General features: G+C 58.1%; 13 protein-coding genes. 10 read left to right on the forward strand and 3 right to left on the reverse strand.

Annotation, left to right across the window (positions count from 1 at the left end; genetic code table 11):
- Positions 1-40: 40 nt before the first annotated feature.
- Positions 41-2,266 (forward strand): molybdopterin-dependent oxidoreductase, encoded by a 2,226-nt coding sequence (locus D3871_RS01555; protein ID WP_119767311.1) that lies wholly within the window; start codon positions 41-43, stop codon positions 2,264-2,266.
- On the opposite strand, the gene D3871_RS30105 is transcribed toward D3871_RS01555, so the two are convergent.
- On the reverse strand, positions 2,263-2,403 hold the full coding sequence (locus tag D3871_RS30105; RefSeq protein ID WP_158597846.1) for a hypothetical protein: 141 nt from the start codon (positions 2,401-2,403) through the stop codon (positions 2,263-2,265). The genes D3871_RS01555 and D3871_RS30105 overlap by 4 nt on opposite strands.
- Before the next feature lie 127 nt (positions 2,404-2,530).
- Positions 2,531-2,839 carry a hypothetical protein gene (locus tag D3871_RS01560; RefSeq protein WP_119767312.1) on the reverse strand — a complete coding sequence of 103 codons (309 nt, stop codon included), beginning with the start codon at positions 2,837-2,839 and terminating at the stop codon, positions 2,531-2,533.
- Positions 2,840-3,068: 229 nt separating this feature from the next.
- Here D3871_RS01560 and D3871_RS01565 point away from each other — a divergent pair, with 229 nt between their 5' ends.
- Positions 3,069-3,428, forward strand: a complete 360-nt coding sequence (locus D3871_RS01565) for a hypothetical protein (protein ID WP_147376731.1) — start codon at positions 3,069-3,071, stop codon at positions 3,426-3,428.
- Between the two features lie 349 nt (positions 3,429-3,777).
- On the opposite strand, the gene D3871_RS01570 is transcribed toward D3871_RS01565, so the two are convergent.
- Positions 3,778-3,966, reverse strand: coding sequence for a hypothetical protein (locus tag D3871_RS01570; RefSeq protein WP_119767314.1), 189 nt, complete (start codon positions 3,964-3,966; stop codon positions 3,778-3,780).
- 227 nt (positions 3,967-4,193) lie between these two features.
- On the opposite strand from D3871_RS01570, the gene D3871_RS01575 reads away from it, so the two are divergent.
- The 8 genes from D3871_RS01575 to D3871_RS01610 all read left to right on the forward strand — a co-directional run bounded on the left by D3871_RS01575 (position 4,194) and on the right by D3871_RS01610 (position 12,380).
- Entirely contained in the window at positions 4,194-4,625 is a 432-nt protein-coding gene (locus D3871_RS01575) for a DUF4130 domain-containing protein (protein ID WP_158597847.1), read from the forward strand.
- A gap of 9 nt (positions 4,626-4,634) precedes the next feature.
- Positions 4,635-6,035, forward strand: coding sequence for a 3'-5' exonuclease family protein (locus D3871_RS01580; protein WP_119767316.1), 1,401 nt, complete (start codon positions 4,635-4,637; stop codon positions 6,033-6,035).
- A 57-nt stretch (positions 6,036-6,092) separates the two neighbouring features.
- Positions 6,093-7,730: a diguanylate cyclase gene (locus D3871_RS01585; RefSeq protein WP_119767317.1), complete on the forward strand. Its 1,638-nt coding sequence runs from the start codon at positions 6,093-6,095 to the stop codon at positions 7,728-7,730.
- Between the two features lie 125 nt (positions 7,731-7,855).
- On the forward strand, positions 7,856-8,194 hold the full coding sequence (locus tag D3871_RS01590) for an HPF/RaiA family ribosome-associated protein (RefSeq protein WP_158597848.1): 339 nt from the start codon (positions 7,856-7,858) through the stop codon (positions 8,192-8,194).
- A 51-nt stretch (positions 8,195-8,245) separates the two neighbouring features.
- Positions 8,246-9,118 (forward strand): protease HtpX, encoded by an 873-nt coding sequence (gene htpX / locus D3871_RS01595; RefSeq protein WP_119767319.1) that lies wholly within the window; start codon positions 8,246-8,248, stop codon positions 9,116-9,118.
- Between the two features lie 257 nt (positions 9,119-9,375).
- Positions 9,376-9,960 carry a GbsR/MarR family transcriptional regulator gene (locus tag D3871_RS01600; protein WP_119767320.1) on the forward strand — a complete coding sequence of 195 codons (585 nt, stop codon included), beginning with the start codon at positions 9,376-9,378 and terminating at the stop codon, positions 9,958-9,960.
- 23 nt (positions 9,961-9,983) lie between these two features.
- Positions 9,984-11,348, forward strand: coding sequence for a cytochrome ubiquinol oxidase subunit I (locus tag D3871_RS01605; RefSeq protein WP_420799620.1), 1,365 nt, complete (start codon positions 9,984-9,986; stop codon positions 11,346-11,348).
- A gap of 9 nt (positions 11,349-11,357) precedes the next feature.
- Positions 11,358-12,380, forward strand: a complete 1,023-nt coding sequence (locus D3871_RS01610; RefSeq protein ID WP_119767322.1) for a cytochrome d ubiquinol oxidase subunit II — start codon at positions 11,358-11,360, stop codon at positions 12,378-12,380.
- Positions 12,381-12,384 lie beyond the last annotated feature (4 nt).

Raw genomic sequence — 12,384 nt, forward strand, 5'->3', positions numbered from 1 at the left:
TCCGACAATAAGCTACCTCGACAGCCATAAGGAGACCGCCATGCCCAGCAATGCCGAAACGATTGCCCACCGCATATGTCCGCTGTGCGAAGCCTGCTGCGGGCTGGAATTGAAGATCAGCGGCAACAAGGTGATCGGTATCCGCGGGCACGACGCCGATGTGTTCAGCCACGGCTACATCTGTCCCAAGGGCGCATCGCTGAAGGACTTGCATGAGGACCCTGACCGTTTGCGCACGCCGCTCATCAAACGCGATGGCAAGTTTGTAGAAGCGTCGTGGGATGAAGCTTTTTCTGAGATCGAGCGCCGCCTGCCGCCCCTGCTGCAGGCACATGGGGCCGATACGGTCGCCACCGTGATCGGCAATCCGTCGGCGCACAAGATCGGCTTGCTGCTGTATTTTTCGCGGCTGGTGCGCGCGCTCGGCACACGCAATGTGTTTTCGGCTTCCACGCTCGACCAGATGCCCAAGCAGCTTTCGTGCGGATTGATGTTCGGCCACTGGTTGTCATTTCCGGTACCGGATATCGAGCGCAGCGATTTTCTGCTGATTCTGGGCGCCAATCCGATGGTATCGAACGGCAGCCTGTGGACCGTGCCGGATTTTCGCGGCAAGGCCAAGGCGATGCGTGCGCGCGGCGGAAAGATCGTCGTGATCGATCCGCGTCGCACCGAGACTGCGGCTGCAGCCGACGGACATCATTTCATCCGTCCTGGCGCCGACGTGTTTCTATTGCTGGGCATGGTGCATACCTTGTTCGATGAAAAGCTGGTGCGACTGGGTGCGCTTGCCGAATATGTGAACGGCGTTGAACTGGTCGAAGCGGCGGTGCGCGAGTTTTCTCCCGAAAGCATGGCTGCGCGCTGCGGCATCGAGGCAAACGTGATTCGTACTCTCGCACGCCGGCTTGCAGGGAGCGCACGGGCGGCGGTCTATGGCCGCATGGGCACCTGCACGCAAGAGTACGGCACGCTGTGCAGCTGGCTGATCGATGTCTTGAATGCGTTGACCGGACATCTGGATCAGGAAGGCGGCGCGATGTTCGCAAAGGCGCCCGCATTCGCTGCCAATACCGCCGGCAAGCCCGGCATCGGCAAGGGCGTGGCGACCGGCCGTCGCAAGAGCCGCGTGTCGGGTGCGCCGGAAGTCATGGGCGAGTTGCCCATCGTCTGCCTGGCGGAAGAAATCCAGACACCCGGCCCCGGGCAGGTAAAGGCTTTGTTCACGATTGCCGGCAATCCGGTGTTGTCGGCGCCGAACGGGCCGCGCCTGTCCGGCGCTCTCGATTCACTCGAATTCATGGTCAGCATCGATATCTATCTGAACGAGACGACGCGCCATGCCGATGTCATCCTGCCGGGTTCGTCGCCGCTGGAAGACTTGCATTACGATGTCGCCTTTCCACAGTTCAGCTATCGCAACTATGCGCGCTACAGCGATCCGGTGCTGCCGCGCGACGATGCGCATCCGCCGGAATGGCAAATTTTGTTGCGCCTCGCCGCGATTGCGCAGGGCAAAGGTGCGCAGGTCGACGTGCTGAAACTGGATCAGGAATTGTTTGCCGAGGATGTAAAGCGCATGGCAGGCGAACATGCGGATGCCGTGTTGTCGGCGCTGGCACATCTGAACGGACCGGAGCGGCAGATCGACTTTGCATTGCGAACCGGTCCCTATGGCGATCAGTTCGGGCGCACACCGGACGGCATCAACCTTGCCAAAGTGAAGGTTGCGCCCGGCGGCATCGATCTGGGCCCATTACAGCCGCGCATACCGGAGATGTTGCGCACACCCTCGGGCAAGGTGGAACTCGCACCCGAAATGCTGCTTGCGGATCTGAGCCGGGTGCGCGCGGATCTGGCGCAGCCCGCACCGGCACTGGTCGTGGTGGGACGGCGTCAGGTTCGCTCCGGCAACAGCTGGATGCATAATCTGCCGACGTTGGCGAAGGGGCCGTTCCGCTGCACCGCCCTGGTTCATCCGACCGATGCGCACAGGCTGGGCTTGCAGTCGGGAAGCAAGGCGCGCATCAGCAGCGGCGGGCGTGCCATCGATGCACAGGTGGAAATCAGTGAGGAAATGATGCCGGGCGTCGTCAGCCTGCCCCATGGCTGGGGACATGACATGCCGGACATGCGCATGGCAGTCGCAGCCGAACGACCGGGCGTCAACCTGAATGCGATCCTGGATGAAACGCGGCGCGATCCGTTGTCAGGCAATGCTGTGCTGAGCGGGGTGGCGATTGAGATGACGGCATTGCCTGGTTAGAGCAGTTTCACCCTGACTGTGCCGTCGATGCCGGACGCTTTGCCCGTGGCACGGCGTTGCGCCTCCTTGCCATGGCTCGCCATGTCGCGTCGCCGCGCCTTGTTCCACAGGCAAATCGCCTCGGCCTCGCCTGGCAAGTCAGGGTGAAACTGCTCTAGGGTAGGGCTTTTACGCTACGACATGGCGCTCGACGGATGATGAATAAAAAAGGCAGACCATGGTCTGCCTTTTTTATCGCCATGCCGGCGTTGTCTTATGACTGCATTACTTCTTTGCCGCGTCGGCCTTATCTTCAGCCGCATCCTTCTTGGCTTCGGCAACTTCCTTCTTTGCTTTCTTGTCGGCTTTGGCTTTCTTCTTGTCTGCATCGGCATTGGCCTTGACCGCCTTTTCCTCGGCCTTTGCGTCAGCCTTTGCCGATTTTTCCGTTGCCTTTGCATCTGCCTTGGCGGCCTTCGGATCTGCAGGTGCAGTGGTTGTTGTCGTTGTCGTGCCGGCCGGTGCAGCGGCGGTCTGGGCAAATGCTGTGGTAGCAAACAGTCCGGCGATCAGTGCAGCGATCAATGTCTTCATGGGTTCCTCGTTTGATGTAATGAAAAGGTGACTACATCACGACAAACGAAGTGCTTTCGCTTGCAGTTGACCGCTGCTTTGTAAGCAATTGTTATAGCGACATCATGGGTGCTTCCATGCTCTGGTTCGTAGCTTACACCGGCTTGCGCAAGATCAAGCTTCGTGAGCATTTCCCACCGCAAAAAGTTTCGCAAAGGCAAAATTGCTCATCGTTTTCAAGGAGGCAAGCATGCGCAAGAAATCACCGCTGATTGGACAGGAAGGTTATACGCCCAACCATTTGCTCGACACGCTGATGGAAATGCTGGAAACCAAAAGCGACGCGGCACTGGCGCGGGTTTTGGCTGTACCGCCATCGACCATCAGCAAGGTAAGGCACAAGCAGGTAGCGATCAATTCCGATCTGCTGCTCGCTGCACATGAATTGACAGAGATGAGTATTCGCGAGTTGCGCGACCTGATGGGCGATACCAAGTCCAAGTACTGGCTAGGTGGTATGGATGGTGCGATTAAGCCCCGAAAAACACCGGCACTGCCGCGTTTTCGTGAAGTCATGCACCGCGATGCGGCGCAGGCGACGCATATGTAATACCCAGGGAATTGATGTCAACCTGATGTGGAGCCAGCCTACGCTGCCGACCAGGCAGGTTGGCCGGCATAGGCGCTAAGGAATGTGTACGGAATAAGTTACCGATTTGGACGCGTCCGACGGGATGCGCGGCAAGGCGCGAGAAGGAGTCATAGCGAGCTATGGCGACGCCGAGCAACGCTGCAGCGCGCCCGTCAGACGTGAACCAAATCGGGAAATTATTTCGTGCACGTTCCTAAGACCGATTGCGCGGTCCGGCTTTCGACGCGTGATCAAGGCAAGTGTGCCAATCCGACGCTATGCGGCGAGGAGCCGCTTGCGACTCCCCTTGTTTCCTGGTTTCTTTGCGCTACAAATCGCCGCCATCCTTTGCAATCACATCCTGATCGACGTGCTTGCTGCCTGTGTTTGCGCCATTCTGATTTGCCCGGCGGTCCGCCGAATTGCGTGGAACCGAACGCCGCTCGGCCATGCGACGTTCCCTGAATTTGTTCAGGTCATAACTCGCTTGTTCAAATGGGGTTTCGGGTCGCGTCATTTTAGTCTCCACCATAAAGCCCAAAACGGGCATGACTTCAGTCTAAAAGATTGTCTCTGGGCAACTTTGATGCAAAGCAAACCCGGACGATTCCCGCAGAAAGTGCAACAGTGCGCCTCTCGCTTCCGATCTGTGTGCCGAGGCGGTCGCCGGCACCTTGCCTTTGCATGCCGCCACTGATGTTCCCTCGATACAGATACCGCGATGCCTGCTGGCCATGCTCTAAAGTGCCGCCGATTGCTGGCCTTTTCTGTCAAGGTGTTGTAACACTGGAGCGTGAAAAGCACAAGATTCATGCATCCCTGCGCTTGCGGGAACGGCCGGCGGCAGAGGATGATCCAAGATTCGTTGCCTGGTTCAAAGCCGAGCATTTTTCCTCTCGCATGGGCCCGCGCAGCTGGCTGATCGCCACACCGAAGGGATCGGCCATGTGGGATCGCCGCCGCCTGCATGTTGATGCGCCCGTTGCGCTTGCGATTTGCCGCAGTACCTTCAATCCTGCCCGCCTCAATACCGGGGCAATGGAGTTGCATATGCCGGTGCGTTACCGGAAGAATCTGCCCGAAAGAAAACTGATTCCCGAACCGGCAAGCCGTAGCGCTTGCCGACATGATGAATGTGTTGCAGACCGCGCAGCGTCCGGTGGCCGAAGGCGCTGAACCATCACCATGAGCGGCCGAAAATTTCCCCGCCTTGCCTTCGTCGATCTGGAAACGACAGGTGGCACCGCTACCGAAGACCGGATCACCGAGGTCGGCATCATCGAAGTCGATGAAACGGGCGTGCGTGAATGGAGCAGCCTGGTCAATCCCGGCGTGCGAATTCCCGAATTCATCCAGTCGCTGACCGGCATTTCCAATGCGATGGTGCAGGATGCCCCGCCGTTCGCCGAGATCGCCGATGAAGTCGCGGCGCGGCTTGCCGACAGGGTATTTATCGCGCATAACGCGCGCTTCGACTATGGCTTTCTGAAGAGCGAGTTCCGGCGCACCGGCCACGCGTTCCAGCCGCCGGTATTGTGCACGGTGCGGTTGTCGCGCAAGCTGTTTCCCGGCTTCGCACGCCATAATCTGGACACGCTGGCCGAACGGCATCGCCTGCATGTCACCGAACGCCACCGTGCGCTGGGCGATGCGCAACTGATCTGGCAGTTTTGGCAGCGCATTCATGAAGAACATCCGATGGAAACCATCGATGAAGTGGTCGGAAAACTGATCAGCCGGCCTGGCTTGCCGTCGCGGCTTGATGTGCTTCAGATCGAAAGCATGCCATTCACGCATGGCGTCTATCTGTTCTACGGCGAAAATGACTTGCCGCTGTATATCGGCAAGGCGAATAACCTGCGGCGACGCGTGCTCTCGCATTTCAGCGGCAATCCTATGTCAGCCCGGGAACAACAGTTGAGCCAGCAGGTGCAGCGCGTCGAGTGGATCGAAACTTCCGGCGAACTGGGCGCACTGTTGCAGGAAGTCGCACTGGTTAAGCAGTGGAAGCCTGCTTATCATCACAAGCTGCGGGACAACGACGAAGTCTGTTCCTGGCGGCTGGCGATGCGCAGGGGCAGGCTGCAACCCATGCTGATCACGACTGACGATCTGTTCTTCGGTATTGATCCGGATCTGTTCGGCCTGTACGGCGATGCAGGTAAGGCTAACGAAGCCATGCGCGCGATCGCCGATGCGCATGGCTTGTGCCACGTGCTGCTTGGCCTTGAAAAAAGCCGAGGGAACAAGGCTTGTTTCGCCAGCCAGGTCGGCAAGTGCTACGGGGCATGCGTGGGCAAGGAAACCCTGGAAGCGCACAACGAACGGGTGCTGGCAGCCTTGAATCATCTCCGGATACAGGCATGGCCATTCAGCGGCGCGGTAGGTATACGCGAGAAAGATACTTTTCACGTAGTCGACTGCTGGTCCTATCTCGGCGCGGCACGTACTGGGGAAGAAATTGAATTGCTGCTGCAAAAAGGCCGGCATCGCTTCGACCGCGATGTATATCAGATTGCGCGCAAATGGCTGACGAAGCCCGACGTACAGATTGTCGATTTGCACCAACTGAAAGTTAATTTTTGAAGTTGCTTACAAGCCATTGATCCACGATAATGCCGGATCGTTTGTGACGGGCCGGCCATGCCACAATCTTCCCCGAATTCGATCGAAGACCGCCTTTACGTGCTGCAGAAGCGCTGGGACGTGTACGTCGCCGACGGACGTTTCGAGCAATTCATCGAGTTCGCGGTCGCGGTCAACAGCCTTGCCGAATACTTCAACCGGTTACGGCTGCCAGGCCTCGTACGCCTGTGCGAAGGCTTGGAAAATGCCGCCCTTTTCAAGCTTGGCGATAATTCCAGCCATCCAATTGCGCCGCAGGACGTCTTCTCGCTGCAGCGGCAGATCGAAACGCTCGCTGCCGCAGTCGTCTCATCCAAATCGTCCGGTGTCGCCAGACGTACTCCTGAATCCACCACTCCGGCTTCCGACATCGACTGGATCAAGCCGCGCTCGGTCTGGATGGTGGTCGGGCCGGAAAAGCGCGACATGGCCGATGCGCTGACGCGTCAGTTGCAATTCTTTGGATTCAAGGTATGCGAGCATGGCTGGGACGAGGAGGAATATGTCGAAGACAAGCCGCTTGCCGTGCTTTTCATTCCTGCCCAGGAAAATGCCAGTTCGGAAGAGATTGCACGCATTGCAGCGATTCGCGCCGAATGCCCGGCCAGCCAGCTGATTTACCTCGGCGTCGAATCGGCGATCGAACCGATCGTCGCGCTCATGCGCGCCGGCATCGATGTCACGATCCCGGCGGAAGACCAACCGGCCATGGTGCTCAACTGCATCCTCGACCTGGTGCAGACCAAGGAACAGGAGCAATACCGCGTGCTGGTGGTGGAAGATTCGCGCGTCGCGGTCGCGCTGATCCAGCGCACACTTGCCCAGCATGGCATCGACACGCACGCGATCAATGATCCCGGCAAGCTATTGGATGCGCTGGAATCCTACAAGCCCGATCTGGTGCTGATGGATATGTACATGCCGCGTTTCAACGGCGTGGAAGCGACCCGTGTGCTGCGCCAGATGGCGGCGTACAGCAGCCTGCCCATCGTCTATCTGTCCGGCGAATCCGAAGTCGGCATGCAGGTCGAAGCGTTGCGGCTCGGCGGCGACCAGTTCCTGATGAAGCCGTTCAACCCCGTGCTGCTGGCTGCAGTCGTCAAGACGCGAATCGAGCGTTTTCGTGAAGTCAGGCGTTCGACCCGGCTTGATGGCTTGACCGGCCTGTTCAACCATACGGCGGCAAAGTCGCGCCTGAAGGCATTGGTCAATGAAATCGATGACAGTGCGGCAACCGAATCCGAAGCGCTGCGGGGCAACGAACTCACCGTCGCGATGATCGACATCGATCATTTCAAGGCCATCAACGATACTTACGGGCATCCGGTCGGAGACCAAGTGATCCGCGGACTGGCCTGGCTGTTAAAGGGAAGATTGCGCTCCATCGACCTGATCGGCCGTTATGGCGGCGAAGAATTTCTTATCGCCTTGCCCGGCGTCGGTCCGGACAAGGCAATTGCGGTAATCGATCGGATCCGGCGCGACTTTTCCGGTCTGCCGCATGCCCAACCCGATGGCGCCTTGTACGCGACGTTCAGCGCGGGCATCGCGTCCTATCCTGCAATGTCTGCGGCTGCCGCCCTGACCGAAGCGGCGGATGGCGCGCTGTTGCAGGCAAAACGCCTTGGACGCAATCGCGTCGAGTATGGCGGCTGAGCAATATTCGGCATTGTCGACACTTCCATGTTCCATTTTTTTCGAATCAATCATCTTGAGAACTTCGCTTTTTCATAAGTGGCGACTTGTCTACGATGGGGGCTCCTTTTCCACCGGAGATATTGATGAAACCTACTATCGTTGCTAAAGGCGTCAAGTTGCCGCAAGTTCTGCGCGATTACGTAGTGCGGCGACTCCAATTTGCACTGAGTCATGCGCGAGAAGCCATCGGCGCCGTGGTGGTGCGCATCTCCGATCAGAATGGCCCCAAAGGCGGTGTCGACAAGCAATGCCGGATTCAGATCACGGTGCCTGGCATGCCAAGCATCATAGTGAGCAGCAAGGCTGGGCGCATTGCCGAGGCAATCGATCTTTGCGCACACCGCGCGGCCCTTGCGATTGATCGCTTGCGTTCACGCACGCGGAGTATCGAACACGCCCGCTTCCCGGCGCTGGATTCCTGATGCGGCTGTTCATTTCCCTTTTTTCCGTTAATCCTTTACTCACATAAGATCATGAAAAGAGTCATCCTGTTTATCGGTACCAACCTGGCCATCATGCTGGTGCTCGGCATCAGCGCCAGCTTGCTTGGAGTTAACAAATACCTGACCTCCAATGGCCTTAACCTGGGAACATTGTTGCTGTTTTCCGGATTGATGGGCTTTGGCGGCGCCTTTATTTCCTTGTTCTTGTCGAAGCCGATGGCCAAATGGACAACCGGTGCTCGGGTGATCGAGTCGCCATCCAATTCGACCGAACTATGGCTGGTCGACACGATCGCCGGCCAAGCGCGGCGCGCGGGCATCGCGATGCCGGAAGTGGCGATTTATGGCGGCGAAGCCAATGCCTTTGCAACCGGAGCGACAAAGAACAGTTCGTTGGTGGCCGTTTCGACCGGCTTGCTGGAATCGATGACGCGCGAAGAAGTCGAGGCCGTCCTCGCGCACGAAGTCGCCCATATCGCCAATGGCGACATGGTGACGCTGACCCTGATCCAGGGCGTGGTCAATACCTTCGTTACTTTCCTTGCCCGTGTCGTCGGTTATCTGGTCGACCAGGTAATTCGCAGGAATGAAGAAAGCACCGGCCCAGGCATTGGCTATACGGTGACCGTGATCGTGTGCGACATCGTGTTCGGCATCCTGGCCAGCATCATCGTCATGTATTTCTCGCGTCAGCGTGAATTCCGTGCCGACCGTAGCGCGGCACAACTGCTTGGCTCGCCGCGTCCGATGATTGCCGCATTACAGCGACTTGGCGGCCTGTCGCACGGCGAATTGCCGAAAAACATGGCGGCATCCGGTATTGCTGGCGGCGCCGGCATCATGGCCTTGTTCTCCAGCCACCCGCCGATCGAGGACCGCATCAGCGCATTGCACCGCGCTTAAATTGCAACCCCGGCGGCACGCGAACCAGCGTCGCCGCCGTCGCACCCTCTTCCCATCGCTGCTTGCATCTGGCTGAAAACGCCATGAGGTAAGCAGCGAATTCCTCCTCTTCGCAGAACGCGGTGCCTAAGGGCGTTCAAGCGTTTGCCTGCAACCCAGCAGCGAACCCTACAACACAACATTCGCTCACACCCGAATACAGTACGTCCATTTCTGTTAGAATTTTCAGTAATTCCTGAAAATTCAAAACGGAAACTATGAACCTCACTCCGCTAGTCCAGACGTTTGTTCTTCATTTCGGCGAAATGGGGAGCCGCTGGGGTATCAATCGCACCGTCGGTCAGATCTATGCGCTGCTCTACGTATCCGCGAATCCGCTGAATGCCGATGAAATCGCCGATGCACTCGGTTTTTCGCGCTCCAACGTCAGCATGGGTTTGAAGGAACTCGAGTCCTGGCGGCTGGTGCGGCTGCAGCATTTGCCGAATGACCGCCGCGAATATTTTTCCACTCCCGACGATGTGTGGGCCATCTTTCGCACCCTCGCCGAGGAACGCCGCAAGCGTGAAGTCGATCCCACCCTGTCCATGCTGCGCAATGCATTGATCCAGCCGCCGGGCAGTGAAGAAGAGCGATTCGCGCAGCAGCGGCTGAAAGACATGCATGACCTGATCGAACTGGTCACGCAGTGGTTCGGCGACATCCAGCAACTCGATACCAAGACCTTGGTGCAACTGATGAAACTCGGATCGAAGGCGCAAAAATTACTTGAAATGAAAAACAAGCTGACCCTGGTGGGCAAATCTGCCAAGGCAGCCAAAGGTCCGTCGCAGGACGGCTGATCGATATCTACACGGAGTGCATCATGACAGATCCATTCATGCTTGCCCGGATTCAGTTTGCAAGCAACATTACCTTCCATATATTGTTCCCGACAATTTCGATTGCTCTGGGCTGGGTGCTGTTGTTCTTCAAGCTGCGCTATAACAAGACCGCCGATCGCAAATGGTCGGAGGCCTACCAGTTCTGGGTCAAGATTTTTGCACTGACATTCGCACTCGGCGTGGTGTCGGGCATTACCATGAGTTTCCAGTTCGGCACGAACTGGCCCGGGTTCATGCAAACGGTGGGCAACATTGCCGGCCCCTTGCTCGCCTATGAAGTGTTGACCGCCTTCTTTCTCGAAGCAACCTTTCTCGGCATCATGCTGTTCGGCGCGCAACGGGTATCGAACCGGGTGCACACGCTGGCAACCCTGCTGGTCGCCGGCGGCACAACGCTGTCCGCGTTTTGGATCATCGCGCTGAACTCCTGGATGCATACACCGGCCGGCTTCAAAATGATCGATGGCAAAGCACATGCAAGTGATTGGCTGGCGATCATTTTCAATCCATCGATGCCATATCGGCTCACGCATATGCTGATCGCATCCGGGCTGACGGTCGCATTTCTGGTGGCCGGCATCTCGGCCTATCGCTGGCTGCGCAAGGATCGCACGCCAGCGGTAATCGCCGCATTAAAGACAGGGGTCACGGTCGCGGCCCTGCTTATCCCGATACAAATTCTGGTTGGTGACCTGCATGGCCTCAACACGCTTAAGCACCAACCCGCAAAGATCGCTGCGATCGAAGGCATCTGGAAAACTGAACGAGGCGCGCCGCTCCTGTTGTTCGCCTTGCCCAACGAAAGCGAACTCGCCAATCGCTATGCGATCGGCATTCCGCAACTCGCCAGCTTCGTGTTGACGCACGACTGGAAAGGCGAATTGAAAGGTCTTGATAGCTTTGGCGACAAGCGTCCACCGGTGGCACCATTGTTCTGGGGTTTTCGCATCATGGTGGGTATCGGCCTGCTGATGCTCGCCGTGTCCTGGATGAGCGCATGGCAGTTGAGGCGACGCGGCGACCTGGCGCCATGGTTGGCGCGCGCACTGGTCGTCATGAGTTTTTCCGGATGGGTGGCAACGGTCGCCGGCTGGTATGTCACCGAAATCGGTCGACAGCCTTATCTGGTGTATGGGGTATTGACGACCGCCGACGCGGCATCGACCGTGCCGGCAGCCATGATTGCCAGCACACTGGCGATGTACCTTGTGCTGTACGCGGTTCTGATCGCGGCCTACATCGCGGTTCTGTTCCATCTGGCGCGCAAGGCGGGCGACCGCAAGGACGATGCGAAATATCCAGCGCCGTCAGTGCCGGTTCCGCCATCGCAACTGATTCAATATTGAGGAGCGCACATGAGCGATTTTTCCCAACCCGACGCATGGCTGCCTCTGGTCTTTCTCGGACTCATGGGCGTGGCGATGCTGGCTTATGTCGTACTCGACGGCTTTGACCTTGGTGTCGGCATCTTGTTGCGACGCGCCGACGATGCCGACAAGGACATGATGATTGCGTCGATCGGCCCATTCTGGGATGCCAACGAAACCTGGCTGGTGCTGGGTGTCGGCATCCTGTTGGTGGCTTTCCCGCTCGCGCACGGCGTGATTCTGGGAGAGTTGTATTTGCCGGTTGCATTGATGCTTGCGGGCCTGATCCTGCGCGGCGTCGCCTTCGACTTCCGCGTGAAGGCGCGCGACGATCACAAGCATGCATGGAACATGGCATTCTATGGCGGTTCCGTGATCGCAGGCTTCGCGCAAGGGATGATGATCGGGCTGTATATCGTCGGCTTTCAGCATGGCGCGGCACAATTTGCCTTCGCGGTCTTCACCGGCTTGTCGCTGCTTGCGGGTTATGCGCTGCTCGGCGCAACCTGGCTGATCATGAAAGCGGAAGGCGAGTTGCAATACAAGGCGATTGCCTGGGCGCGCGGCAGCCTGCTGTTGTGCGCGCTTGGCGTGGCCGCGGTATCGATCGCGACGCCATTGGTCAGCGAGCAGATTTTCGACAAGTGGTTTTCATTTCCGAATATCCTGCTGCTGGCACCGGTACCGTTGGTCACAGCCGGATTATTCGTGGTGATGGAACTGGTATTACGCCGCTTACCTGCACGCCTGAAGGCGGGAAGCGATGCCTATTGCTGGGTGCCGTTCGCGGCAACGGTCGGCGTTTTCCTGCTGGCCTTCAATGGCTTGGCCTACAGTATCTTTCCGTATCTTGTGTTGGACCGTATTACGATCTGGCAGGCAGCGAGCGCGCCAGAATCGCTGATGATCATTCTGGCCGGCGTCGCCATTGTGCTTCCGACCATCATCGCGTACACCGTGTATTCGTATAGGGTGTTCTGGGGCAAGGCGAGAGAGCTCAGCTATCAATAAGCCA

Source organism: Noviherbaspirillum saxi (assembly GCF_003591035.1).
GTDB lineage: Bacteria > Pseudomonadota > Gammaproteobacteria > Burkholderiales > Burkholderiaceae_D > Noviherbaspirillum > Noviherbaspirillum saxi.

What these genes read in the sequence shown, in the direction of transcription:
- htpX (WP_119767319.1), top strand. Translation starts at nt 8,246, where the DNA reads ATGAAAAGAGTCATCCTGTTTATCGGTACCAACCTGGCCATCATGCTG.
- D3871_RS01580 (WP_119767316.1), top strand. Translation starts at nt 4,635, where the DNA reads ATGAGCGGCCGAAAATTTCCCCGCCTTGCCTTCGTCGATCTGGAAACG.
- D3871_RS01600 (WP_119767320.1), top strand. Translation starts at nt 9,376, where the DNA reads ATGAACCTCACTCCGCTAGTCCAGACGTTTGTTCTTCATTTCGGCGAA.
- D3871_RS01560 (WP_119767312.1), bottom strand. Translation starts at nt 2,839, where the DNA reads ATGAAGACATTGATCGCTGCACTGATCGCCGGACTGTTTGCTACCACA.
- D3871_RS01555 (WP_119767311.1), top strand. Translation starts at nt 41, where the DNA reads ATGCCCAGCAATGCCGAAACGATTGCCCACCGCATATGTCCGCTGTGC.
- D3871_RS01605 (WP_420799620.1), top strand. Translation starts at nt 9,984, where the DNA reads ATGACAGATCCATTCATGCTTGCCCGGATTCAGTTTGCAAGCAACATT.
- D3871_RS01570 (WP_119767314.1), bottom strand. Translation starts at nt 3,966, where the DNA reads ATGACGCGACCCGAAACCCCATTTGAACAAGCGAGTTATGACCTGAAC.
- D3871_RS01590 (WP_158597848.1), top strand. Translation starts at nt 7,856, where the DNA reads ATGAAACCTACTATCGTTGCTAAAGGCGTCAAGTTGCCGCAAGTTCTG.
- D3871_RS01565 (WP_147376731.1), top strand. Translation starts at nt 3,069, where the DNA reads ATGCGCAAGAAATCACCGCTGATTGGACAGGAAGGTTATACGCCCAAC.
- D3871_RS01585 (WP_119767317.1), top strand. Translation starts at nt 6,093, where the DNA reads ATGCCACAATCTTCCCCGAATTCGATCGAAGACCGCCTTTACGTGCTG.
- D3871_RS01610 (WP_119767322.1), top strand. Translation starts at nt 11,358, where the DNA reads ATGAGCGATTTTTCCCAACCCGACGCATGGCTGCCTCTGGTCTTTCTC.